21 protein-coding genes are annotated in these 23,468 nt (G+C 60.8%); 14 read left to right on the plus strand and 7 right to left on the minus strand.

Translation table 11 applies throughout. From position 1 onward, the window contains the following. Window positions 1-29: 29 nt before the first annotated feature. The 6 genes from QRN10_RS23960 to QRN10_RS23985 all read right to left on the minus strand — a co-directional run bounded on the left by QRN10_RS23960 (window position 30) and on the right by QRN10_RS23985 (window position 6,588). Window positions 30-1,601 (minus strand): ABC transporter ATP-binding protein, encoded by a 1,572-nt coding sequence (locus QRN10_RS23960; protein WP_253508043.1) that lies wholly within the window; start codon window positions 1,599-1,601, stop codon window positions 30-32. A 10-nt stretch (window positions 1,602-1,611) separates the two neighbouring features. Beyond that, window positions 1,612-2,634 (minus strand): ABC transporter permease, encoded by a 1,023-nt coding sequence (locus QRN10_RS23965; RefSeq protein ID WP_181076887.1) that lies wholly within the window; start codon window positions 2,632-2,634, stop codon window positions 1,612-1,614. Then, on the minus strand, window positions 2,634-3,695 hold the full coding sequence (locus tag QRN10_RS23970; RefSeq protein ID WP_285429308.1) for a microcin C ABC transporter permease YejB: 1,062 nt from the start codon (window positions 3,693-3,695) through the stop codon (window positions 2,634-2,636). Before QRN10_RS23970 ends, QRN10_RS23965 begins: the two co-directional genes overlap by 1 nt. Beyond that, window positions 3,695-5,557, minus strand: a complete 1,863-nt coding sequence (locus QRN10_RS23975; RefSeq protein ID WP_266247881.1) for an extracellular solute-binding protein — start codon at window positions 5,555-5,557, stop codon at window positions 3,695-3,697. Before QRN10_RS23975 ends, QRN10_RS23970 begins: the two co-directional genes overlap by 1 nt. A gap of 128 nt (window positions 5,558-5,685) precedes the next feature. Then, entirely contained in the window at window positions 5,686-5,967 is a 282-nt protein-coding gene (locus tag QRN10_RS23980; RefSeq protein WP_010210937.1) for a peptidylprolyl isomerase, read from the minus strand. Window positions 5,968-6,096: 129 nt separating this feature from the next. Next, window positions 6,097-6,588, minus strand: a complete 492-nt coding sequence (locus QRN10_RS23985) for a DUF1543 domain-containing protein (protein ID WP_285429309.1) — start codon at window positions 6,586-6,588, stop codon at window positions 6,097-6,099. Window positions 6,589-6,694: 106 nt separating this feature from the next. Between QRN10_RS23985 and QRN10_RS23990 the strand changes: the two genes are divergently transcribed. Further along, on the plus strand, window positions 6,695-7,516 hold the full coding sequence (locus QRN10_RS23990) for an aldo/keto reductase (RefSeq protein ID WP_253508037.1): 822 nt from the start codon (window positions 6,695-6,697) through the stop codon (window positions 7,514-7,516). A gap of 51 nt (window positions 7,517-7,567) precedes the next feature. On the opposite strand, the gene QRN10_RS23995 is transcribed toward QRN10_RS23990, so the two are convergent. Then, window positions 7,568-8,083 (minus strand): Hcp family type VI secretion system effector, encoded by a 516-nt coding sequence (locus QRN10_RS23995; protein WP_181076895.1) that lies wholly within the window; start codon window positions 8,081-8,083, stop codon window positions 7,568-7,570. Between the two features lie 473 nt (window positions 8,084-8,556). Between QRN10_RS23995 and tssA the strand changes: the two genes are divergently transcribed. Genes tssA through icmH form a run of 13 tightly spaced genes read left to right on the plus strand, consistent with a single transcriptional unit; the run spans window position 8,557 to window position 23,464 of the window. Next, a complete protein-coding gene (gene tssA, locus QRN10_RS24000) occupies window positions 8,557-10,104 on the plus strand; it encodes a type VI secretion system protein TssA (RefSeq protein ID WP_285429310.1) in 1,548 nt (515 codons plus the stop codon). A gap of 31 nt (window positions 10,105-10,135) precedes the next feature. Continuing rightward, complete coding sequence (gene tssB / locus QRN10_RS24005) at window positions 10,136-10,633, plus strand: type VI secretion system contractile sheath small subunit (protein WP_285429311.1); 498 nt, start codon at window positions 10,136-10,138, stop codon at window positions 10,631-10,633. Window positions 10,634-10,661: 28 nt separating this feature from the next. After that, window positions 10,662-12,137: a type VI secretion system contractile sheath large subunit gene (gene tssC / locus QRN10_RS24010; protein ID WP_285429312.1), complete on the plus strand. Its 1,476-nt coding sequence runs from the start codon at window positions 10,662-10,664 to the stop codon at window positions 12,135-12,137. A 14-nt stretch (window positions 12,138-12,151) separates the two neighbouring features. After that, complete coding sequence (tssE, locus tag QRN10_RS24015; protein ID WP_181076901.1) at window positions 12,152-12,553, plus strand: type VI secretion system baseplate subunit TssE; 402 nt, start codon at window positions 12,152-12,154, stop codon at window positions 12,551-12,553. Next, entirely contained in the window at window positions 12,543-14,330 is a 1,788-nt protein-coding gene (tssF, locus tag QRN10_RS24020) for a type VI secretion system baseplate subunit TssF (protein WP_285429313.1), read from the plus strand. Before tssE ends, tssF begins: the two co-directional genes overlap by 11 nt. After that, window positions 14,294-15,319: a type VI secretion system baseplate subunit TssG gene (tssG, locus tag QRN10_RS24025; protein ID WP_253508029.1), complete on the plus strand. Its 1,026-nt coding sequence runs from the start codon at window positions 14,294-14,296 to the stop codon at window positions 15,317-15,319. Before tssF ends, tssG begins: the two co-directional genes overlap by 37 nt. Then, the gene (gene tssH / locus QRN10_RS24030) at window positions 15,316-17,871 is read left to right on the plus strand and encodes a type VI secretion system ATPase TssH (RefSeq protein ID WP_285429314.1); all 2,556 of its coding nucleotides are present in this window, start codon (window positions 15,316-15,318) and stop codon (window positions 17,869-17,871) included. The genes tssG and tssH overlap by 4 nt, the downstream gene beginning before the upstream one ends. Next, entirely contained in the window at window positions 17,868-19,388 is a 1,521-nt protein-coding gene (locus QRN10_RS24035; protein WP_285429315.1) for a sigma-54 interaction domain-containing protein, read from the plus strand. The genes tssH and QRN10_RS24035 overlap by 4 nt, the downstream gene beginning before the upstream one ends. A 58-nt stretch (window positions 19,389-19,446) precedes the next feature. Continuing rightward, on the plus strand, window positions 19,447-19,578 hold the full coding sequence (locus QRN10_RS24040; protein ID WP_181076909.1) for a type VI secretion protein: 132 nt from the start codon (window positions 19,447-19,449) through the stop codon (window positions 19,576-19,578). A 14-nt stretch (window positions 19,579-19,592) separates the two neighbouring features. Next, a complete protein-coding gene (gene tagH / locus QRN10_RS24045; protein WP_266247906.1) occupies window positions 19,593-20,777 on the plus strand; it encodes a type VI secretion system-associated FHA domain protein TagH in 1,185 nt (394 codons plus the stop codon). 5 nt (window positions 20,778-20,782) lie between these two features. After that, window positions 20,783-21,283, plus strand: coding sequence for a type VI secretion system lipoprotein TssJ (gene tssJ, locus QRN10_RS24050; protein WP_285429316.1), 501 nt, complete (start codon window positions 20,783-20,785; stop codon window positions 21,281-21,283). Beyond that, complete coding sequence (tssK, locus tag QRN10_RS24055) at window positions 21,270-22,595, plus strand: type VI secretion system baseplate subunit TssK (protein WP_285429317.1); 1,326 nt, start codon at window positions 21,270-21,272, stop codon at window positions 22,593-22,595. The genes tssJ and tssK overlap by 14 nt, the downstream gene beginning before the upstream one ends. Window positions 22,596-22,600: 5 nt before the next feature. Further along, window positions 22,601-23,464: a type IVB secretion system protein IcmH/DotU gene (icmH, locus tag QRN10_RS24060; protein WP_285429318.1), complete on the plus strand. Its 864-nt coding sequence runs from the start codon at window positions 22,601-22,603 to the stop codon at window positions 23,462-23,464. The last annotated feature ends 4 nt before the right edge of the window (window positions 23,465-23,468 follow it).

The raw sequence follows: 23,468 nt of genomic DNA on the forward strand, positions 1-23,468 counted from the left end.
CAAAAGGGTGAGTGGAATCCCATAACGTGCTACAGCGGGATATGCGCCGCTGCCATCAGTTCCTTGGTGTAGGGGTGCTGCGGTGACTCGAATACGTCATGGCTGGCGCCGCGCTCCACCACCTGGCCGTCCTTGATCACGATCATGTCGTGGGCCATGGCCCGCACCACGGCCAGGTCATGGCTGATAAACAGGTACGTCAGGCCGTATTTTTCCTGCAGTTCCCGCAGCAGCGCCACCACTTGTTTCTGCACGGTGCGGTCCAGAGCGGAGGTGGGTTCGTCCAGCAGCATCAGCGCCGGCTTGAGCACCAGTGCGCGGGCGATAGCGATGCGCTGGCGCTGGCCGCCGGAAAACTCGTGGGGGTAGCGATGCCGGCTGGCAGGGTCCAGGCCCACATCCTTGAGCACCTGGATGACCTGCGCTTCGCGCTCGGCCAGGCTGCACGGGGCATGCACTTCGAGACCTTCGCTGATGATCTGCTGCACTGACATGCGCGGGCTGAGGCTGCCGTAAGGGTCCTGGAACACCACCTGCATCTGCTTGCGCCACGGACGCATCTGTTGATGGCTGAGGGCTTCTAGGGCGTGGCCCTGGAAGCATATGCCGCCGTGTGAGTCCAGCAGGCGCAGGATCGCCTGGCCGAGGGTGGATTTGCCCGAGCCGGATTCACCGACGATGCCCAGGGTCTTGCCACGTTGCACGCTGAGGCTGATGCCGTCTACCGCGCGCAGGTAGGTTTTGCGCCGAAACAGCCCGCCGCCGAGGCGGAACTGCACGCTCAGGTCATCCACTTGCAACACCGTCTCGCGTTCCTCGCTGCACAGGGCGTCGCCCGCCGGTTCGGCATCCAGCAGCAGGCGGCTGTAAGGGTGCTGCGGCGCGCTGAACAGCGCCTGGCATTCGGCCTGCTCGACGATCTCCCCGGCGTGCATCACGCACACCCGTTGGGCGATGCTGCGCACCAGGTTGAGGTCATGGCTGATCAACAGCAGCGACATGCCCAGGCGTTGCTGCAGGGATTTGAGCAGCAGCAGAATCTTGCGCTGCACGGTCACATCCAGCGCGGTGGTCGGTTCATCGGCTATCAGCAGCTCCGGCTCGCATGCCAGGGCCATCGCAATCATCACCCGCTGACGCTGGCCGCCGGACAACTGATGGGGATAGGCCTTAAGGCGTTCCCTGGGCTTCTGGATACCGACCAGCTCAAGCAATTCCAGGATGCGCGCCTGCGCCGCGCTGCCGCCCAGGCCCTTGTGCAGCAACAGGGTTTCACCGATCTGTTTTTCGATGTTGTGCAGCGGGTTGAGGGAGGTCATCGGCTCCTGGAAAATCATGGCGATGCGGTTGCCGCGCAGTTTCTGCAAGGTCGTCGCAGGCGCTCCCACCAGTTCCTTGCCGCGATATTTCACCGAGCCGGTGGTGGCGCTGCCGGCTTCAGGCAACAGTTGCAGAATCGAATGGGCGGTCACTGACTTGCCCGAGCCCGATTCGCCCACCAGCGCCAGGCACTCGCCGGGGCGCACCTCCAGGCTCAAGTTGCGTACCACGGCCTGGCCGTTGAAGGCGACGCAGAGGTCGCGGATCTCGATCAGGTTCATTTGCAATCACTCATGAGCGTGGGTCGAAGGCGTCACGCAGCGCCTCGCCGATAAAAACCAGCAGCGACAGGATCAGCGCCAGGGTGAAAAACGCCGTCAGGCCCAGCCACGGCGCCTGCAGGTTCTGTTTACCCTGGGCGATCAGCTCACCCAGCGACGCGCTGCCCGCCGGCATGCCGAAGCCGAGGAAGTCCAGGGCGCTCAACGTGGAAATGGCACCGGTCAAAATAAATGGCAGGTAGCTCAAGGTCGCAGTCATTGCATTGGGCAGGATATGCCGACCAATGATCTTGGCATCGCCCAGGCCCAGGGCCCGCGCCGCTTTGACGTATTCAAGGTTGCGCCCGCGCAGGAACTCGGCGCGCACCACGTCCACCAGCGCGAGCCAGGAAAACAGCGCCATGATCCCCAGCAGCCACCAGAAATTCGGCTCGACGAAACCCGACAGGATGATCAGCAGGTACAGCACCGGCAGGCCGGACCACACCTCAAGTACACGCTGCCCGATCAAATCCACCCAGCCGCCGTAGTATCCCTGCAGCGCGCCGGCGGCAATGCCGATAGCCGCGCTGATCGCGGTAAGCGCCAGGGCGAACAGGATCGATACCCGAGCGCCGAAGATGACCCGCGCCAGCACATCCCGCGACTGGTCGTCGGTGCCCAACCAGTTCACCGCCGAGGGCGGGCTGGGGGCAGGGCGGGTCAGTTCGTAGTTGGGCGTGTCGTCGCTGAATGGGATCGGCGGGAACAGCATCCAGCCGCCGTCCTGCTTGATCAGCTTTTGTACGTAATCACTGCGGTAATCGGCCTGAAATGGCAATTGCCCTCCGAACTGCTGCTCGGTGTAGCGCTTGAACACCGGGAAATACAATTCGTGCTTGTAGCTCACCACCCAGGGTTTGTCGTTGGCGATCAACTCGCCGCCCAGGGTCAGGATAAACAGACCGATAAACAGCCACAGCGACCACCAGCCGCGACGGTTTTTCTTGAACCGCTCGAAGCGTCGGCGGGCCACCGGTGACAGATTGAGCATCAGGCGTTCCTCGCGGCGAAGTCGATACGCGGGTCCACCAGGGTGTAGCAGAGGTCGCCGATCAGTTTTATCAGCAGGCCGAACAAGGTGAAGATAAACAGCGAGCCAAACACCACCGGGTAGTCCCGTGATACGGCGGCTTCGTAGCTCATGCGGCCCAGACCGTCGAGGGAGAAGATCACTTCGATCAGCAGCGAACCGGCAAAGAACACACTGATGAACGCCTGGGGAATTCCGGAGATCACCAGCAGCATGGCGTTGCGAAATACATGACCGTACAGCACGCGGCGCTCGCTCAAACCCTTGGCGCGCGCGGTGACCACGTACTGACGCGTGATTTCATTCAGGAATGAGTTCTTGGTCAGGATGGTCAAGGTGGCGAAACCGCCGATCACCAGGGAGGTCACCGGCAGCACCAGGTGCCAGAAATAGTCGGCCACCTTGCCCACGGTGCTCAGCTCTTCGAAATTCTCCGAGACCAGGCCGCGCACCGGGAACCAGTTGAGGGAGGTACCACCGGCAAACACTACGATCAGGAACATCGCGAACAGGAACGCCGGCATGGCATAGCCGATGACGATGGCGGTGCTGCTCCACACGTCAAAGCTGCTGCCATGGCGCACGGCCTTGCGAATGCCCAGGGGGATCGACACCAGGTAGGTGATCAGAGTGGCCCACAGGCCGAGGGAAATGGTCACGGGCATTTTTTCGAGGATCAGGTCGATCACGCTCTTGCCACGGAAGAAACTGTTGCCGAAGTCCAGCTGGGCGTAGCTTTTGAGCATCAGCCACAGGCGTTCCGGCGCGGGCTTGTCGAAGCCGTATTGCTTTTCGATGTCCTTGATCAGTTTTGGGTCCAGGCCGCGACTGGCGCGCGAACCGCTGCCGATGCCTCCGCCGGACGAGCCGCCGACGCCACCGCCGCCAATCCCTTGCAGGTGGGCGATCGCCTGTTCCACCGGGCCGCCGGGGGCGGCCTGCACAATCACAAAATTCACCAGCAGGATGATCACCAGGGTCGGGATGATCAACAGCAGGCGCCGCACGATATAGGCAAACATCAGCGGGCCTCCGCGCGTTTTTTCAGTTCGGCTTTCATTTGTTCATTCGTCAGCGGTGTGGGGCTGATTTCCCACCAGGTTTCCAGGGCCTCATCGTTCTTGGCCTCGATGGCCGGGCGGCCGAAGCGGTTCCACCACGCCGCCGACGTACCGGGCGGGTAGTAATTGGGAATCCACAGATAATTCCATTGCAGCACCCGGTCCAGGGCATGGGCGTAGGTGAGCATCTGTGCCTGGGTGTCGGCCTTGACCAGGCCTTTGATCAGGGTGTCGACGGCCGGGTCCTTGAGCACCATGTAGTTATTGGCCCCCGAATCGAACGCGGCGGCCGAACCGAAGTAGTTGTACAGCTCCATCCCCGGAGAGGTGGTGACCGGGAACCCGGTGACGATCATGTCGTAGTCTCGACTCATCAAGCGGTTTACATACTGCGAGGAGTCGATGCGACGAATATTCAGGGTGATACCGATCTGCGCCAGGTTGCGCTTGTAGGGCAGCAGCAGCCGCTCGAGGCCGGCCTGGGCATTCAGGAAGGTGAACTCCAGCGGCTCGCCCTGGGCATTTACCAGTTTGTCGCCGTCGGGCTTCCAGCCAGCTTCCTCAAGCAGGCTCAGGGCCTGCAGCTGTTTGTCGCGGATCATGCCGCTGCCGTCGGTGACCGGTGCCTTGAACACCTGGGTGAATACCTCATCGGGTACTTGCCCGCGCAGCGGTTCGAGAATCGCCAGTTCCTCCTTGGTTGGCAACTGGCTGGCGGCCAGCGGGCTGTTGGAGAAGAAGCTCTGCTGGCGGATGTACATATTGCGCATCATCTGCCGGTTGGCCCACTCGAAATCCCACAACATCGCCAGGGCCTGACGTACGCGGCGATCCTTGAACATCGGCTTTTGCACATTGAATACATAGCCTTGTGCCGGTTGCGGCATCTCTTTGGCCAAATGCGCGCGTTGCAGGCGTCCATCGTCGAGGGCAGGGCCGTTGTAGCCGATGGAGTAGCCGGTGGCGGAAAACTCGCGATTGAAGTCGTAGGCACCGCCGCGCAATACCTGGCGTGCGACTTCGGTGTCGCCGAAGTACTCCAGGCTCAGGTGATCGAAGTTGTACAGGCCACGACTGATGGGCAGATCCTTGCCCCACCAGTCGGGGTCGCGGGTAAACGTGATGGTGCTGCCCGAATCGATCTTGCTGACCTTGTAGGGGCCGCTGCCCAGTGGCGCTTCGTAGCCGCCGCCGTTGGCAAAATCGCGGGTCTTCCACCAGTGCTGAGGAAACACCGGCAGGGTGGCGATATCCAGGGGCAGGGTGCGGTTCTCATTGCTGGAAAAGTCGAAGCGCACCTGGCGCTCGCCTTCCACTTCTACGTGCTTGACGTCGGCGAACAGCGTACGAAAGCGCAGGCTGCCTTGGGTCATCAACAGGTCAAAGCTGTAGCGTACGTCTTCGGCGGTGATCGGCTTGCCATCGGCAAAGCGCGCCTTCGAGTTCAGGTAAAAGCGCAGCGACAGGCCGTCCTCGGCACGCTCCATCTTCTCGGCGATCAGGCCGTAGACCGTATAAGGCTCATCCAGGGAGCGCTGGGCCAGGGGCGCGTAAAGCCAGCCATCGACCTGGGACACGCCGATGCCTTTGTCGATATAGGGCAGCACATGATCGAAGCGCCCGATCTCGATAGCCGAACGCCGCAGGCTGCCGCCCTTGGGTGCATTGGGGTTGGCATAGTCGAAATGGGTGAAACCGGCCGAGTACTTGGCCGGTTCACCGTACACCGTAAGGTACGTTTGTGGCGCCGCGATCACGGCGGTACTCGCCAGCACAAGGGCCAGCGCAGTGCCGAGAAGGGGTGTGGAAAAAGCCAATCGCATTGTCAGCCTTGAACGCCGGATAAAAGAATAGGGATTTGTACGCTAACGGCGGCACCGTCGCCAGTGATCGGATGCACAACGGCCCACCAGATGGCGGGCCGTTGTTTCACGCATCAGCGCAGGGCGGATCAGTCCTGACGGCTGGTGACTTCCAGCAGGTGGTAGCCGAACTGAGTCTTGACCGGGCCTTGCACGGTGTTGACTGGAGCGCTGAATACCACGGTATCGAATTCTTTAACCATCTGGCCTGGACCGAACGAACCCAGGTTGCCGCCGTCGCGGCTGGATGGGCAGCTGGAGTTGGCTTTGGCGATTTCTGCGAAGTCGGCGCCGCCTTCGATTTGGGCCTTGAGTTCGTTGCACTTGTCTTCGGTGGACACGAGGATGTGGCGGGCGGTGGCTTTGGCCATGAGAGTAACTCCTTGAATGAAAAGGGTGAGCGTACCGGAATCAGGCGGCTATTTCCCGGCAAAGTTCCCAGGGATTGCCTGAGCGGTGCGGCGGCGGGCCATGCCTTTGGCAGGCAGGCTGACGTTTCACTATAGAACGATGTAATCGTTGCGCTGGACGATTGGAAGATGTGCGCCCTGGACCAGGTGCAGGTAGCGGCCATCCACCAGGTCGATGGGCAGGCAGTCGTCCACATCCAGCACTGCGTCGGTATGGGCCTGGGACCAGTGCCGTCGCATCTGTTGCTTGCCTTTGCTCGTGGCTTCCTGCTTGTTACGGGCAACCACCAGCACATAATGATGGGCCTCGCCGAAGCTGTCGGTCTCATAGCCGCCCAGATTGATGAAATACAGATGATGGGCGCCGGCCTGGGGCGCCAGGTGGCTGAGTTCGATTTTCCAACCGTCGACGCCATCGACCGCCATCCACGAATCGATGTGCACGCCCTTGGCATTGCCGAACCAGGCATCGCGCAGTTGCGGGTAAGTGCCTTGCAGCGTATCCGCCGCAGCGAACACCACATCATGAACTTCGATACTGGCCCGTGGGTGTTTGCCCCCGAGCATCACGACAAACAGCATTGCAGGTCCTTCCTGGCGATTGAGCAAGGCACAACCATACTTCGATTGAACCCTTTTGTCCGGTCAATGCCACAGTGTTAACCCGTGAATTGAGCAGGAGGTTGTCATGCGTAGCATTGATCTGGCGGGCGTGCCCGTCCCTGTCATCGGCCAGGGCACTTGGCGCATGGGCGAAGACCCGAATCATCGCCGCGCTGAAGTCGCGGCGCTGCAACTGGGCATCGACGAGGGCATGACCTTGATCGATACCGCCGAAATGTATGGCGAAGGCGGCGCTGAACGGGTGGTCGGCGAGGCCATTCATGGTAAACGCGACCAGGTGTTTCTGGTGAGTAAGGTGTATCCGCACCATGCCAGCCAAAAGGGCATTCCTCGTGCATGTGAAGCCAGCCTCCAGCGCTTGGGCACTGACTATATCGATCTGTATCTGCTGCACTGGCGTGGTCAGTACCCCCTGGAAGAAACCGTCGAAGCCTTTGAGCGTCTGCGCGAGGCAGGCAAGATCGGCCGTTGGGGCGTTTCCAACTTCGACGTGGCCGACCTGCAGGAACTGGCATCCCCGGCCTGTGCGACGAACCAGGTGCTCTACAACATTCAAGAGCGCGGCATCGAGTTTGATTTGCTGCCCTGGTGGCGACAACATAACTTACCCCTTATGGCCTACTGTCCGATTGCCCAGGGCGGAGAGCTGTTGTCCAGTCCGACGCTCAAGCAGATCGCCACTCGTCACGAGGCAGCTCCCGCCCAGGTGGCCCTGGCCTGGGTGCTGCGCCAGGACGGTGTGATCGCCATTCCCAAGGCGGTTACGCCGGAACACATCCGGCTTAACGCGGCGGCTGCCGACCTGGTTCTGGACAAGCACGACTTGGACGCCATCGACCGCGTCTTCGGGCCGCCCCAGCGCAAACATCGGTTGGCAATGGTCTAGCCGCAACCGGAAACGGTGCCGTCCATGGGCGCCGTTTCCGTGCCGAGCGGCTTAACCCGCTACCGGGCTGCGCCAATCGTCGGAGCCGGAAGTACCGGACACTTCGTGTGTCCACACGATCTTGCGATAGGTGAAGTACACATCCTCCAAGTGCGTGAAATGGGCGTTTTCCGGGTCCTGGCAGTTGGGCATGCGCGATTGGATATCCACCAGCGTGGCACCCTCCAGCTCGATGGTGAAGTAATGCTCCTGGGTACCGGCCGACGAAGTCCGGAACCATTCCAGTCGACACTTGACCTCTTCGCCACTGGTCAGCGCACTGAACAGCAACGGTGAGGATTTATCGAAGACCTTGCTGATCATCAGCGGCTTGTGAACCCGCTGCCCGGTCGGCTGCCCGGATTGCGGATCGCGGGGAATGATGACCTGGTGGGCGAAGGCCTGGACCAGGATCTGATCCTCGTGCCCCTCCTGATAGATGTTACCTACCGAGTCCTGTGTAAACGTGCCTGCCGTGATCAAACCTTGTTTGACGCCGGTAATGGAGAGATACGCGGGTGTTGGCATGACGGTTTTCCTTGCCTGGTTAAATAAGTAGTTCCAGACGACAGCTGCGTCGACTGGTCAAATGCCTATAACAAAAAGCGTGCCGGAAAGTGCGCGAGCCAATAAATGCGCGGGGTTGCTGCGATAACATGCTTGTTTTGGTCGAATATGATCGAGTGAGGGTTATGTTAATGGTGGATTGTTTGCGCATGAGTGCGCAGTTAATTGCTCGCAGTGAACGGGCTTCAAAGGCTGGGGTTTAGTATTTAATTGACGAATTGGGCTTAGTTGACTGTGCAAAATGCTGCGCAGGCCTTGATTTTATTGGGTTGTAGGAAATTGCTTAAGTGGCGAATGGTGGCTTGCTGAATGCTGGAGGCAAGTCTACTGTTTGCAGACTTCGTTGTCGTTCTGGCGAAATATATCTGAAATATGATGCGTTTATGCAATGCGATTAGTTGGCTTCTCGTGCTCTTAAGTTGCGCGTGGTTAAAATGAATTATTATGAAAAGCTCTGTGTTTATTATATTGAAGTTATCCGTGCGCCCTGTTCGCAAGAACATTTCGCGGGTGGTGACGTGCGCTTTTCGCCCGAGTACGAGGCCTTGGAATTGGAACTAAGTAAGGTCCACTCAATGCACGGCACCTCCCAGCCGGATTGGCACAAGGTCATTGAAGTCAGTGAGCAGCTGCTGCGCCGTCAGTCCAAGGATCTGCGCGTGGCTGTCTGGCTGACCTGGGCGCTGCACCAGCGTGAGTCGTTTGCGGGTCTGCTGGCGGGCCTTGGGATGTTGTGTCATCTGTGCGACCGTCATTGGTCGATTGTTTATCCTGCAAAAAACCGTACCCGAGCCGCGGCATTCGCGTGGTTGGTTCTGCGTCTCGAGTCATTGTCGGCGCAGATTGTTTCGCTGCATGACCAGCAGCCGCTGCATCGCGCTTTGCTCGAGCGACTGGCCCATTTGGATGAGTTGTTGAGCAGTCACCTGGGTGATGACGCGCCGCTGTTGTTGTCGATCCGCAGGCAATGGGACCAGCGCTTGGAGCATACCGCGCCAGGCGATCCTGCAGGCACCCAGTTGAGCGGTCTCGTTGCTCGGGCCAGCCATGCGACCACTCAATTGCTGCGAGCCGAACTGTCGCTGGACAGCGAAAAGGACGCCCATAAATGGCTGCGTTCCTTGCAGGAGCAAGCTCGGCCGTTGTGCGACTGGTGGCTGCGTCAGAACGCTACCGACCTGCGTGCATTGCGCCTGAATCGCACGTTGATGTGGATGACCCTGATCAGCTATCCGCAAGCCGACGCGGAGCGGATCACCACGCTGCGTGGCCCGGCGCCCGACAAGCTCAAGCGTTACCGGGAGTGGCTCGCCCAGGGCCAGTACGCCGATCTGCTGCTTGAGCTCGAGGCCAGCCTGGCGGGTGCGATGTTCTGGTTTGATGGGCTGCACATGGTCTGGCAATGCCTGGAGGCCCTGCAGGCGCCATTGGCCATGAGCGAGCTGGAAGTGAGCTTTGCCCTGCTGCTGCAACGGCTGCCCGACCTGCCTGAATTTCGCTTTCACGACGGCAGTCCGTTTGCCGATGCGGGCACCCGGACCTGGATTGCCTTGCAGGTGCGGCCTCATAGGCAGCCGCCCGAAACGCTGTGTGAGGCCGCCGATGCCCAGCCTTGGGAGGTCGCCCTGCAGGCGCTGCAGCCCAGGCTGCGAAAGGAGGGCCTGAAGGCCGTCGTACATGAACTCAAGCAAGGCCTGCACGGAGCTCGCGGCGACCGTGAGCGCTTTTACTGGCGCCTGGCCCAGGCGCGCCTGTGTGTGCAAGCGGGCAAGCATGAACTGGCAAAGATCCAGCTCGACCAACTCGATCTAGAACTGCAGCGCACCGGGCTGGACCGCTGGGAGCCGGAGCTTGCGCTGCATGTCGCCCAATTGCTGCACCGTTGCTGTGACCTCGTGCCGCAAAGCCATGCCGTGCGCGAGCGCAAGGAAGACAGCCATCGCAGGCTGTGCCTCTTCGATCTTGAAGCGGTACTTGAATAGGCTCTCGAGCCCCCGAACAAGGAGAAATACCATGGCCAAAGAAGGTTCCGTAGCCCCGAAGGAACGCATCAATATTACGTTCAAACCCGCTATCGGTGGCGCCCAGGAAGAAGTCGAGCTGCCGTTGAAACTGCTTGTGCTGGGGGATTTCACCCAGCGCGAAGACGTGCGCAAGCTCGAAGACCGCAAGCCTATCGCCATCGATAAGAACACCCTGGACGAAGTGTTGGCCAACCAGGCATTGAACCTGGCCCTGAATGTGCCCAATCGACTTCAGGAGGGCGCCGATGCCGAGGAGTTGGGGATTCAGGTGCGCATCAACTCGATTAAGGATTTCAACCCTGCGCATCTGGTTGAGCAGATTCCTCAACTGCAAAAACTGATGGCGCTGCGTGAGGCGCTGGTGGCGCTCAAGGGGCCTTTGGGCAACACACCAAGCTTTCGCAAGGCCATAGAGCAAGCCCTGACCAACGACGAATCCCGCGCGCGGGTACTGGCGGAGCTGGGCCTGAGCGACCCATCCGCCTGACATACCTCAGTAAAAGGACACTGACGCCATGAATACCCAACACGCTCAAACCGTTGCCCACGCCGCTCAAGAGCACGGCATTCTCGACAACATCATTGCCCAGACATTGTTGAGCGCGGACGACGAAGCCTATGGCATTGCCAAGCGTGGCGTCTCAGCCTTTATCGAAGAATTGATCAAGCCGCACAACAGCGGCGAGCCGGTGAAAAAACGCCTGGTTGATCGAATGATCGCCGAAATCGACGCGAAGCTCAGCCTGCAAATGGACGAGATCCTGCACCACCCGGAGTTCCAGGCCCTGGAATCGTCGTGGAAGGGTTTGCAGTTGCTGGTCGACCGCACCAATTTTCGCGAAAACATCAAGATCGAACTGCTGAACGTTTCACGACAGGACCTGCTGGATGACTTTGAAGACTCTCCGGAAGTGACGCAGTCCGGGCTCTACAAACATATTTACAGCGCCGAGTACGGTCAGTTCGGCGGCCAGCCCGTGGGCGCCGTCATCGCCAACTACTTCCTCTCTCCCAGCGCGCCCGATGTGAAACTCATGCAGTACGCCGCCAGTGTGGCCTGCATGGCTCATGCGCCGTTTATCGCGTCTGCCGGCCCGGGTTTCTTCGGATTGGAGAGCTTCACGGGCCTGCCTGACCTCAAGGATCTCAGGGACCATTTCGAGGGGCCGCAGTTTGCCAAGTGGCAAAGCTTTCGCGAGAGCGAAGATTCGCGCTATATCGGCTTGACCGTACCGCGCTTCCTCTTGCGCACGCCTTACGACCCACTGGAATGCCCGGCCAAGACCTTTGCTTACCGGGAAAACGTGGTGAACAGCCACGAACATTACCTGTGGGGCAATACCGCCTATGCCTTCGCCACGCGCCTTACCGACAGCTTTGCACGGTTTCGCTGGTGCCCGAACATTATCGGCCCGCAAAGCGGCGGTGCAGTGGAAGACTTGCCTCTGCATCACTTCCAGAGCATGGGCGAGATCGAAACCAAGATTCCTACCGAAGTGCTGGTGTCCGACCGCCGTGAATATGAGCTGGCGCAAGAAGGCTTTATTGCCCTGACGATGCGCAAGGGCAGTGACAATGCTGCGTTTTTTTCCGCCAGCTCCGTACAGAAACCCAAACATTTCGGCATCAGTACCGAGGGCAGGGAGGCGGAGCTGAATTACCGGCTGGGCACCCAGCTGCCGTACATGATGGTGGTCAACCGTCTGGCGCATTACCTCAAGGTTCTACAGCGCGAGCAATTGGGTTCCTGGAAGGAGCGCACCGACCTTGAGCTGGAACTCAACAAGTGGATTCGTCAGTACGTCGCCGATCAGGAAAACCCCAGCGCCGAAGTCCGTGGACGGCGCCCGCTGCGTGCGGCGCGTATTGTCGTCAGTGATGTGGAAGGCGAACCGGGCTGGTACCGCGTCAACCTGAGCGTGCGACCTCACTTCAAATACATGGGGGCCGATTTCACCTTGTCCCTCGTCGGCAAGCTCGACAAAGAATGAGCAAGCGCCAGGTCATGACTCGCAACCACAGCCTGTTCGAACGATTTGCAGCTCCGTCGGCCAAGCCCGGCTGTGGCGTGACATCTGTCGCGGCTCACCTGGGCAAGATGCTCAGCATCCGCGCGGGGAGCGTGCAGACGCTGCCGGATTATGGGTTGCCTGACTTCAATGAGATGAACCAGAGCCTGCACGAATCATTGAGCCAGTCACGCTTGCTGATCGAGCGTTTTATTCGAGCCTACGAACCACGTTTGAGCAACGTTCGTGTGCGTGTGCTGCCGCGCGATCATGACCCCTTGTGCCTGGCATTTGCCATCGACGCCACACTGCGTATTGATGGCGTCGTGCAACCTGTGGTGTTTACCGCACACCTGCGTGATGCGGGGCGTATCGAGGTGTTGCCCGATGTCCTTTAACCGTTATTACCAAAGCGAACTCAGCGCCTTGCGTCAGCTGGGACGGCAGTTCTCCGAACGCAATCCGGCGCTTGCGCCGTTTCTCGGCGAAGCCGGCAAGGACCCGGATGTCGAGCGGTTATTGGAAGGCTTCGCTTTTCTAACCGGGCGCCTGCGTCAGAAACTGGATGACGAATTGCCGGAGCTGACGCACTCCCTGATGCATTTGCTATGGCCCAATTATATGCGCCCGATTCCAGCACTCAGCATCCTGCAGTTCGACCCATTGAAGACGGCTGGGCCTGGGGTCATGGTTGCGCGGGATACACCGGTGGAAAGTGGTTCGGTCGAAGGCGAACGTTGCCGCTTTCGAACCTGTTACGCGACCCAGGTCTTGCCCCTTCAACTGAGCGCGTTGGACTACAGCGTTCAGGGAGAGCAGGCAGTGTTGAGCCTGCAGTTGCGCATCAGTGCCGAGGGCGACTTGAGTCAGTGCGCATTTGACCAGTTGCGCCTGCACCTGACCGGGGATCGCTACATCAGCCAAGGCCTGTACCTGGGGCTGCTGCGTCATCTTACGGGTGTGCAGTTACTGCCACTGGACCGTGCAGGTGCGCCGATTTCCGAGCGTGATGGCCAGGCGTTATCGCTGCGCATTGGCGCGGATCAGGTGCAGCCGGTGGGCTTCGCGCAGGATCAGGCGCTGATCCCCTATCCGCCGAACACCTTCACTGGCTACCGTCATTTGCAGGAGTATTTCATCTTCCCCGACAAGTACCTGTTCGTCGATGTGACGGGGCTGGATGCGCTGCGACGCTTGCCCAATGAGGTCATCAAGCGAATCTGCGGCGTGACGTTGCGCTTTGAGTTACACAACCAACCCTCGCAGCTCCAGCATCTGACTCGGGACAACGTAAAGCTGTATTGCACGCCCATCGTCAACCTGTTCACACATGATGCGGTACCGATTCGCCTGGATGGCAAGCAGGACGAGTATCTGCTGATTCCAGGAGAGTATGCGCGAGGTAACGCCGGTGTGTTTTCCGTCGACCGAGTGACAGGCTGGCGTCCTGGCGGCCAGGGTTACCGGGCGTTCGTCCCCTTTGAGTCGTTTGAACACGATGACCATGGGAACGCCTCCGCAGGCCCGCCCAGCTACACCATTCGCCAGCGCGCTTCGGCGCAGCATGGTGGGCTCGACACCTGGTTGGGTTTTGCCGATGGCGTCGGACACGAGCAGGAAACGCTGTCGATCGAGCTGACCTGCACCAACCATAACCTCACTCGACAACTAGCGGCTGGAGCTATCAACCAGCCCTGCGAGCAGACCCCCGAAGGGCTGTCGTTTCGCAACATCTGCGCGCCGACCGATAGCCTCGCACCGCCCCTGGACCAGGATTTTCTCTGGCGCCTGATCAGCAATATGTCGCTCAACTACCTGTCGTTGAGCGATATCAACGCGTTGAAGGGCGTTCTGGAAACTTACGACCTGCCGCGTTATCACGACCGGCAGGCCAGGAAAATCAGCCAGAGAAGACTGGGCGCATTGCGCTCCATCAGTCACGTCCAGGTTGATCGATTGCATCGAGGCATGCCGTTGCGAGGCGTGCTGATCGACCTGAGCATCGACGCCCAAGGATTCCTGGGGCAGGGCGAGATATTTGTATTCGCCTCGGTACTCAACGAATTCTTCGCGCTCTATGCGGGCCTCAACACTTGCCACGAACTACGTGTCACCAGCACACAAGGAGATGTGTACCTATGGCCAACCCGGATGGGCCAGCAGCCTCTGATTTAACGCAACTGTCCCGTGTCATCCGTGAATATTCGCTGTTCCAGGCAATTTCGCAGGTGATCCGGCGTTTACGCGATGCGCATCCGTTGCTGGATAACGACGCGCTGTATGACCGTTTGGAATTCCAGGCCAACCCAGGCCTCGGATTTCCCGGTCACGATATCGATCGATTGGAGTTTTTTGTCGAGCAGGGACAATGGCGCGCGCGTCTTCGTCTCAACGTGCTGAGCCTATGTGGCGCAGGCTCGCCGCTGCCGGCGTTCTACGGCGAGCAGGCATTTGCCGATGGGGCGGGCGGCAATGCTGCCCGTGACTTCCTGGACCTGTTCCACCACCGGCTGCACCGCCTGATGCTGCCGATCTGGCGTAAGTACCGCTATCGCGCGTGCTTCGAGGGGGGCGCGCGGGACAGGTTTTCCGAACAGATGTTCGCCTTGGCCGGGTTGAGAGGCCAGCCGATTCGCGATGCCGCCCAGTTGAACTGCAAGCGACTGCTGCCTTATCTCGGGTTGCTCAGCCTGCGCGTGCATTCCGCGGCCTTGATCGAGACGGTGCTGCGTTACTACTTCAGGCACTCCCGTCTGTGGGTCGAGCAATGGGTGGCGCGCTCGGTTGTTATTTCACCGACGCAGCGCAACAGGCTTGGCGACGCCAACAACGCGCTGGGTGTGGACCATGTCCTTGGCTGCCGAGTCGACGACCGCAGCGGGAAATTCAGGGTGCACCTGCCGGACCTCGACTGGCAGCGTTTTCACGATTTTTTACCTTCGGGCACCGACCACCCGCCGCTGTGTGCACTGATAGGACTGATCGCGCGCGAACCACTGGACTATGACCTGCGCCTGGTATTGAGCAAAGAAGAGATCAGACCGTTGCAGCTTGGCGAACACAACGTTTGTCGATTGGGCTGGGCCAGTTGGCTGACGCCTGCACGCGCCGATGGCGCGGTCATCGTGACCGGCAATATTCGCCGCAAGGGCAGAGGCATATGATGAATGTAGACCTGCAACAACTGATCCGCGCATTGAATCCCCAGGCGCGGCGAGACTTGGAACGTTCAGCCGAGCGTTGCGTGACGCGCGGAGGCGGCGAGGTTCTTGTAGAGGATCTGCTGGGCGTCCTGCTGGAACACCGCGAAGGCCTGTTGATCAAGGCACTGGCTGACGCCGAGGTTGACAGCGCTGAACTGGCAGCCACGCTGCGGCCAAGGATTGAAACGAGTGCTTCGCCTAATCCGGTGTTCGCCAAGGGCCTGGTGCAATGGTTGCAAAACGCGTTGATGGTCGCCCATCTGGAGTTGCATCAAACCGAGGTGGACCATGCCGCGCTGTTGTTGGCGTTGTTGTGTCACCCGCCACAGCCTGAAGGTTGCGCTTATCAACGCGTGCTGAGCCGCCTGGATGCGCAGCGCGTGCGCGAGTTTGCTGCAAGTCGGAAGGTGGAGGGCGCCCCGGCAAGCGATGGTGAGTCGTGCCTGGCACGGTTCACTCACGATCTGACCCGGCAGGCCCATGAAGGCCGGATCGATCCGGTGCTGTGTCGCGATGGCGAGATTCGCCAGCTGATCGATATCCTTGCGCGACGACGCAAGAACAACCCGATCCTCGTTGGCGAAGCCGGCGTAGGCAAAACGGCTGTGGTCGAGGGGCTTGCCTTGCGGATCGCCAGCGATCAGGTGCCGGAACTGCTCAGAAACGCACGGGTGCTGACCCTGGACATGGGCATGCTGCAGGCCGGAGCCAGTCTCAAGGGCGAATTCGAACGGCGCCTCAAGGGCGTGATGGATGAGGTCAACGCCTCGCCACAAGCGGTCATTCTGTTTATCGACGAGGCGCATACGCTGGTGGGCGCGGGTGCCCAGGCGGGTGGCGCCGATGCGGCCAACCTGCTCAAGCCGGCGCTGGCCCGAGGTGAGTTGCGCACTATCGCCGCCACCACCTGGTCGGAATACAAACGTTACTTCGAGAAAGACCCCGCCCTGGCTCGGCGCTTTCAACCGGTCAAGGTCGGCGAGCCGAGTGTTGAGGAGGCGGTTTCGATCCTGCGTGGCCTGGTGCCGGTGCATGAAGCCAGCCATGGCGTCTATGTACGAGACGACGCCGTGGTGGCCGCCGCCTGCCTGAGTGCCCGCTACCTCGCTGGGCGCCAGTTGCCCGACAAGGCCGTGGACGTACTGGATACCGCCTGTGCCCGTGCACGCATCAGCCGGGTCTGCGCCCCCGAGTCGCTGCAGCGGCTGGGTGCGCAGAAGGCTGAATGTATGCGACAGCGTCTGTCGCTGTTGCGAGACACAGGCGCAGGGTTGCCGATGGATGCGCAGGCATTGCGCGCGCTGGAACGGCGACTGGCGGCTGTCGAGCACGCGTACCAACAGTTACAAGCACGTTGGCTTGAAGAGCAGGCGTGCGCGCAACAGGTACTTGCACTGCGACAGCAATTGGACGATGCCCGCCAGGCAGGGCAGGACGTGGATGCCCTGGAACAGGTGCTGGCAGAACAGCGTGCCCGACAGGGCGCACATCCCCTGGTTCATCTCGAGGTGTGTCCGCGCCTGGTGGCCCAGGTCGTCAGCGCCTGGACAGGTATTCCGGTTGAACGCCTGGCGGTCGAGCACAGTGAGACGGTCCTGGGATTCGCTGACGCGCTGCGCTCGCGCATCCTGGGTCAGGAGCACGCCGTGCAGGCCCTTGATCGCAACTTGCGTGCCGTCGCCGCAGGTCTCAACACGCCCGACGCGCCTGTTGGCGTATTCCTGCTGGTGGGCCCAAGTGGCGTAGGCAAGACGGAAACGGCCATGGCCCTGGGGGATTTGCTCTATGGCGGCGAGCGCTTTGTCACGATCCTGAACATGGCTGAATATCAGGAAAAGCATGCGCTGTCTCGACTCATTGGTGCACCTCCCGGCTACGTCGGCTACGGGGAGGGCGGTGTACTGACGGAAGCGGTGCGTCAGCGCCCGTATTCAGTGGTGCTGCTGGACGAAGTGGAGAAGGCTGACCCCGACGTGTTGAATCTGTTTTATCAGATCTTCGACAAGGGCCTGGCCAACGACGGCGAGGGGCGTGAGATCGATTTTCGCAACACGCTGATTCTGATGACCTCCAACCTGGGCAGCGAATGCATCACCAAGCTGTGTGCCGGCGCTCAGCGGCCCGACCCGCAGGTACTGCAAGCGGCCATCTATCCGATGTTGCGTGATTATTTCAAGCCGGCCCTGCTGGCTCGAATGCGTGTGGTGCCCTATTACCCGATCGCCGGTGACGTGCTTCACGATCTGGCCAGGCTCAAGCTGGAGCGTCTCGGCTGCAGGCTGCAATTGCGTCGTTTGTCGTTCAGCTATACGGACGATCTGGTCAAGCACATGGCCGAACGTTGCAGCCACAGCGACAGTGGCGCCCGTTATATCGACCAATGGATCGACAGCTGCCTGTTGCCGCAGATGGTTGACCGGCTTCTGGAGACCATGGCTGTCGGCGAATCCGTAGCGCGCGTGCATGCCGGTCTGGACGCCAACGCCCAGCCGATCTGCGAGTTCAGCCAATGACAGACAATCCGTTCAGCCAAGTACCCCATCCCCTGGACTATGCCGAGGCTATGCTGGCCTGGTTCACTCGCCTGGGCAGTGAGTGTGACGAAGCCAGCTTGCCTGACGCGTGCGTCGCGGCGGCGGCCCAGCTCAGCGGTTGTGAACTGAGCCAATTGTATTGGCGCGACGAGACAACGGGCCGGCTCGAGCTGACTGCCCAGCATTTGCCAGGGGTCACGCGACCCGCTGACCCCACGTGCGGGCCGGACTTTCAACATGAGCAACTGCTGCACTACGTAATCGATCAGGCTACCCCGCTGTCGCTCGATGAGTTGGCGCGCAGCGTCTATGCGTGCGGCTTCCTGCCGGCAATGGCGACACCCTGGCAGTCGTTGTCCTGCATACCGTTATTCGGGCGGCGCAAGTGCGTTGCCGGCCTGTTGCTGTGCGCCAGCCTACGTAAACAATCGTTGCAGGGTTACGCGTCGTCATTGGGGCAATTGGGCAGCTTTGCCTTGAGGCAGCTCACGCTGCTCAGGCGTACGGGGCCTGCACACACGCGTATGGGCGCCACGCCTCGTATGGGTGCATTCGGGCTGATCGGCAACAGCGCCGCTATGGCGGCAACCTGTCGCTTGATCGGTAAGGTGTTATTTGCCCCCAGCACCGTGCTCCTGCGGGGCGAGACCGGAACCGGCAAAGAGGTGGTGGCGCGTGCGATCCACGACGCAGGCCCGCGCAAGGGCAAGGCTTTCGTGGTGCAGAATTGTGCCGCCTTCCCCGAGGGGCTGCTGGAAAGCGAACTGTTCGGCTACCGCAAGGGGGCGTTCACGGGGGCCGAGCGTAACCATATCGGCTTGTTTGACGCGGCCAATGGCGGCACGTTGCTGCTGGATGAGATTGGCGATATGCCATTGTCGCTGCAGGCCAAGTTGTTGCGGGTACTGCAGGACGGGGAGATTCGCCCGCTGGGTGCCGGCGCGCCGCATAAGGTGGATGTGCGGATTATCGCCGCCACCCACCGCGACCTCGCCGCGATGGTGGCCGAGGGCCGTTTTCGCGAGGACCTGTATTACCGCCTGGCGCAATTTCCTATCGAACTGCCGCCCCTGCGTGAGCGAGAGGGTGATGTGCTGATGCTGGCCCGGCATTTTATGCAGAACGCCTGCGATGCGTTGGGACGCAGCCCCCTGGAGTGGTCAAGCGCTGCGCTGGATCAACTGTCGAGTCACGCTTTTCCGGGCAACGTTCGGGAACTCAAGTGCCTGGTGGAGCGCGCGGTGCTGCTCTGTGAAGAGGACGTGATCCTTCCGGCGCACCTTGCTCTCACGCCACCACCAGTGACCTGCGCCGTCGAGGCAACGTTGCGTCAGCGCCTGGAACGGGTGGAGCGGGTGTTCTTGATCGATTGCCTGCACAAGAACCGCGGCAATCGAACCCGCACTGCCCGCGAACTGGGGGTGGCACGTCGCACCCTGCTTTATCGTCTCGCACGCTTGAACATCCCTTGTGACGACATGCGCGGGGAGCGCTGATGAAGAGCTCATGGGTGCGATTTCCGGCTGCCCGGCCTGTTTTTCCTGGAGAAGCCTGATGCATTTTCGTCCATGGCAAGCCTGGTGGCTTGCGTTGTGTTTGTTGAGTGGCTGCAACGCCAATTACGTGTTTGATGACGCCGACTACCGTCCGCTGGGTGATCCCCAACTGACGCGTAGCGGCCGTTGAACGAGGGCCCTGGCATGCAATTAGTGTTTGAAGTGTGCGACGCCGCAAGCGGTGATTCGTCGGCGCGCAAGGTATTCGATGACGCCGGCGGCGTGATCGGTCGTGGGGTAGGGTGTGATTGGAACCTTGCCGATCCCAGTCGCTTGCTGTCCAGCCATCATGGTCTGGTCAGTTACCGTGACGGGCAGTACTTTCTCACCGATATCAGCAGTAACGGCATCGGCCTGCGGGGCAGCAGCGAACGCCTGCGCAAAGGCCTGGCACGGCTGATCAGCGACGGTGACGTCTATCAACTGGGGCCGGTGGATATTCGTGCGCGGCTGGCGGAACGACCAAGCCCCATCGCGGCGCAGAGCTGCGCCGGTAGCGAGACGATCCCCCATGATGCCTTTGTGGGGCTGGACCCGTTGCAGGCAATGCCCAGTGACGACTTGTCCCATCCGCCATCCGAAGATTCGCACGGGTTGCCCGACAACGCTGCGTTGAGCGCCCGCGCGCTTTCCAGCGGTGACTTGGCGCGCGACCACTTGATCGCGCCGAGATGGGCCGATGTCCAGGAAAAAGCACCGGATGTCGAACCGCTTTCGGCTCCTGTTCCGGTCCCTGCGGTCTTCTGGACGCAATTCGGCGAAGCGCTGGGCCTGCGGATGGAGGGGCTTGATTCACGCACGCGCGAAGCACTAGCGATCAAAGTGGCGGGCTTGTTCAGGCAAACCGTCGAGGGTATTCAGCAAAGCTTGCGCACCCGCGATGAGCTGAACAGCGAGTTGCACCTGGACCTGACCACCTCACCCTTCAAGCGCCAGAACCCGCTCAAGGACTGTGTCGACCCCCAGGCTGCCATGAGCGCGCTGCTGGGCATGGAAGAACAAGGCCAGCTTTGCTCCGAATGGGCGGTTGCCCAGGCTTGCCGTGAACTGCAGATCCACCAACTGGCGCTGCTCGTGGCTTGCCGTGCCACGGTGCGCAGTGCGGTAGCGGCGTTTGCCCCAGTGCATCTGCTGACATGCTTTGAACGTGAGCGCAGCCCGTCGAGGTTCACCACCGCTGGTGCACATTGGCGCGCCTACCAACGTCATTACCAACGACTTAACGACACGCCTGGCCTTGAGGAACGCCTGTTACGCGAGGATTTTTCCAAAGCCTATGACGAACAGGTGCGTCTGGTTTCAACACTGCACACGGCCTATCCGGGATGACTTTCATGTATCGAGCTGTCGTCGTCTTTCTACTGTCGGCGTTGAGCCTGCTGGCCGGCTGCCACAGCCTCTCTCCTTTTTCGACCTTGACCAAGCTGGAGCTGACCCTGACGGCCAGCGAAACGCTTAATCCGGACCTTCACGGTCGTCCATCGCCGGTGGTCATACACCTGATCGAACTGCGGCACCCGGCGGCATTTGAGCATGCTGATTTCTTCAGCCTGTATGGACGCGCTGAGCAAGCGCTGCCCAAGGACTGGGTCGGCAGCGAGGAGCTGGCCTTGAGTCCCGGTGAGCGGCAGATGCTCAAGCTCAGTATCGAACCGCAGAGCCGCTACGTCGGCGTGCTGGCGGCCTACCGGGATCTGCCTCGTGTGCAGTGGCGCAGGGTACTCAGCGTTCAACAACAGCAGTTGACCCGTGTCGACCTTGTGCTTGACGAGGCGGGTATCCGCATCGTCGGCCATGAGGCCGGTCGCTTGGGAGATCGAAATGCAGATCTATAACGTCATCTGGCAGGAGGGCATGTTGCTGCGCCCGCAGCACTTGCAGCACAGCGACCGTTACTACCACCAGCAGCTTAACCAGACCCGCCTGTTGCAGGGCGATGGCTGGGGATTCCTGACGCTTGAGGTCGACTCGCAATACCTTAACCTGGGCAAAGTGGTAGTCGCCCGAGCCAGCGGGGTATTTCCGGACGGCAGCCTGTTCGAGCTGGGCAGCGCGAACGAACCCTTGGTGCTGCAGGTGCCTGCTGACGCGGGCGGGCAAGCGGTGTACCTGGTGTTGCCGCTGGCGGTCGGCAATCAGGTGGAGGTGCGCAGGGCGGAGCAAGGCGACGTTCTGGCGCGCTACGTCAGTCATGAAACCCAGGTAGGCGACTCCAATGCCGGTGTCGATTCCCGTTGCCCGATCAATTGCGCTCGTCCGGACCTGCGACTGGCGTTGGGGGAGCAGGCCGGCGACCCGCTCCTGGTGAAACTCCAGGTGGCCCAGGTGCTGGAGTCGACACGCGAGGGAGGCGTGACGCTGGACGCGGACTTTGTGCCGACGTTCATCTACCTGCAACGCTCAGGCTACGTGTCGTCGTGCGTCAATGAGGTGATCAGCCTGCTGGGTACCCGTGGCGACGCGATTGCCGAGCGCATCCAGGGCAACGACGGATCGAGCACGCAACTGGGCGATTTTCTCATGCTGCAGTTGATCAACCGTACAGAGTCGACCCTGCGTCATTACCTGACCCAACCTCAGGTTCGTCCAGAGACGTTGTACCGCGAGTTGTTGGTGATCCTCGGTGAACTGTCGACGTTCGCTACCCACAATAAACGCGCCCAGATAGAGGCGAGTTACCGGCATGGCGACCAGGGTGCGAGCTTTCGCGGGTTGATGGACGGCATTCGAACGGTGCTGTCGTCGGTGCTGGAGCAGCATGCCATTGAGCTCGTACTGCAACCGCGCCAATACGGGGTGCTGGTCTGTCCGGTCAGTGACCTCAAGTTGCTGGGCTGCGCCACTTTCATTCTGGCGGCCACTGCCCAGTGCGACTCGGAAGAGCTGCGCCAGCGCTTGCCCGCGCACCTGAAGGTCGGCCCCGTGGAGCGCATTCGCGAACTGGTCAACCTGCATCTCGCGGGAATCAAGGTCAAGCCGCTGCCCGTGGCGCCGCGACAGATCCCGTTCCATGCCGGCAAGACGTATTTCATGCTTGAACTCAGTGCTCGTGACATCGCGCAGCTGGCGCAATCGGGAGGTTTTGCCTTCCACGCCAGCGGCGAGTTTGCCGGGCTTGAGCTCAAGTTCTGGGCCATCAGGAACTGATCGTTATGACTATGGACAGTGAATACCCGCAGGACGAGAAAACCGTACTGCTTGATCGCGATGGTCACGGTCCCGTGCAGGGCGCCGTGACGGATTTCGCAGCGCCGCCGCGCTTCGAGCACCTCGAGGACCGGATGATCTACACCGCCGGCCTGCAGGGCGCGCACAGCTTTACGATAGGCCCCAACCTCCTGGTCGCGTCGGCCTGGGACCTGCTGCTCCAGACGGTCCAGCTCAAGACCAGTTCGGGACGCGAGAGCCTGCAGGCGCTTAACGACCGGCTGTCCGCAGGGATCCTGGCCTTCGAGGCGCGCGCCCTGCATCACGGCGAGGAAAACAGTCAGGTCATGTCCGCGCGTTATGTACTTTGCAGTGTGATTGACGAAGCGGTGGTGACCACGGCGTGGGGCGGCCATAGCGATTGGTCGAAAACAAGCCTGCTGAGCCGCTTTCATCAAGAGACCTTTGGCGGGGAAAAGTTTTTCCAACTGCTGGAGCGCTTGTCCCTCGATCCGCTTAAGCACCTGGCGATGCTGGAATTGATGTACCTGTGCCTGTCCATCGGCTTTGAAGGCAAGTACCGCGTGACGGAGCGCGGTGGGGTGCAGCTTGAAGCGGTGCGCGATGGCCTGTACCGACAGATTCGACATGGGCGTGGCGAACACGCGTCGATGACGGTTTCCACCGAGCGAGACAGACCGGCGCGCACGCGGCTACGCATGGTGCCGGCCAAATGGGTCGCCACTTGTGCTGGGATCTGCCTGCTGGCGATGTATCTGGCATTCGCCGGCGTGCTCGGCGACCAGCGCACGACCTTACTGCAATCCTTTCAATCTTTGGCGCCGGATCTGACGCGGACGTCCTCGTAACGCT

Origin of the sequence: Pseudomonas sp. lyk4-R2A-8 (assembly GCF_030209095.1) — a bacterium.
Lineage (GTDB): Bacteria > Pseudomonadota > Gammaproteobacteria > Pseudomonadales > Pseudomonadaceae > Aquipseudomonas > Aquipseudomonas quebecensis.

Bases quoted from the DNA above. Each gene is read 5' to 3' on its own strand.
- QRN10_RS23960 (WP_253508043.1), bottom strand. From the start codon at position 1,601: ATGAACCTGATCGAGATCCGCGACCTCTGCGTCGCCTTCAACGGCCAG.
- QRN10_RS23965 (WP_181076887.1), bottom strand. From the start codon at position 2,634: ATGCTCAATCTGTCACCGGTGGCCCGCCGACGCTTCGAGCGGTTCAAG.
- QRN10_RS23970 (WP_285429308.1), bottom strand. From the start codon at position 3,695: ATGTTTGCCTATATCGTGCGGCGCCTGCTGTTGATCATCCCGACCCTG.
- QRN10_RS23975 (WP_266247881.1), bottom strand. From the start codon at position 5,557: ATGCGATTGGCTTTTTCCACACCCCTTCTCGGCACTGCGCTGGCCCTT.
- QRN10_RS23980 (WP_010210937.1), bottom strand. From the start codon at position 5,967: ATGGCCAAAGCCACCGCCCGCCACATCCTCGTGTCCACCGAAGACAAG.
- QRN10_RS23985 (WP_285429309.1), bottom strand. From the start codon at position 6,588: ATGCTGTTTGTCGTGATGCTCGGGGGCAAACACCCACGGGCCAGTATC.
- QRN10_RS23990 (WP_253508037.1), top strand. From the start codon at position 6,695: ATGCGTAGCATTGATCTGGCGGGCGTGCCCGTCCCTGTCATCGGCCAG.
- QRN10_RS23995 (WP_181076895.1), bottom strand. From the start codon at position 8,083: ATGCCAACACCCGCGTATCTCTCCATTACCGGCGTCAAACAAGGTTTG.
- tssA (WP_285429310.1), top strand. From the start codon at position 8,557: ATGAATTATTATGAAAAGCTCTGTGTTTATTATATTGAAGTTATCCGT.
- tssB (WP_285429311.1), top strand. From the start codon at position 10,136: ATGGCCAAAGAAGGTTCCGTAGCCCCGAAGGAACGCATCAATATTACG.
- tssC (WP_285429312.1), top strand. From the start codon at position 10,662: ATGAATACCCAACACGCTCAAACCGTTGCCCACGCCGCTCAAGAGCAC.
- tssE (WP_181076901.1), top strand. From the start codon at position 12,152: ATGACTCGCAACCACAGCCTGTTCGAACGATTTGCAGCTCCGTCGGCC.
- tssF (WP_285429313.1), top strand. From the start codon at position 12,543: ATGTCCTTTAACCGTTATTACCAAAGCGAACTCAGCGCCTTGCGTCAG.
- tssG (WP_253508029.1), top strand. From the start codon at position 14,294: ATGGCCAACCCGGATGGGCCAGCAGCCTCTGATTTAACGCAACTGTCC.
- tssH (WP_285429314.1), top strand. From the start codon at position 15,316: ATGATGAATGTAGACCTGCAACAACTGATCCGCGCATTGAATCCCCAG.
- QRN10_RS24035 (WP_285429315.1), top strand. From the start codon at position 17,868: ATGACAGACAATCCGTTCAGCCAAGTACCCCATCCCCTGGACTATGCC.
- QRN10_RS24040 (WP_181076909.1), top strand. From the start codon at position 19,447: ATGCATTTTCGTCCATGGCAAGCCTGGTGGCTTGCGTTGTGTTTGTTG.
- tagH (WP_266247906.1), top strand. From the start codon at position 19,593: ATGCAATTAGTGTTTGAAGTGTGCGACGCCGCAAGCGGTGATTCGTCG.
- tssJ (WP_285429316.1), top strand. From the start codon at position 20,783: ATGTATCGAGCTGTCGTCGTCTTTCTACTGTCGGCGTTGAGCCTGCTG.
- tssK (WP_285429317.1), top strand. From the start codon at position 21,270: ATGCAGATCTATAACGTCATCTGGCAGGAGGGCATGTTGCTGCGCCCG.
- icmH (WP_285429318.1), top strand. From the start codon at position 22,601: ATGACTATGGACAGTGAATACCCGCAGGACGAGAAAACCGTACTGCTT.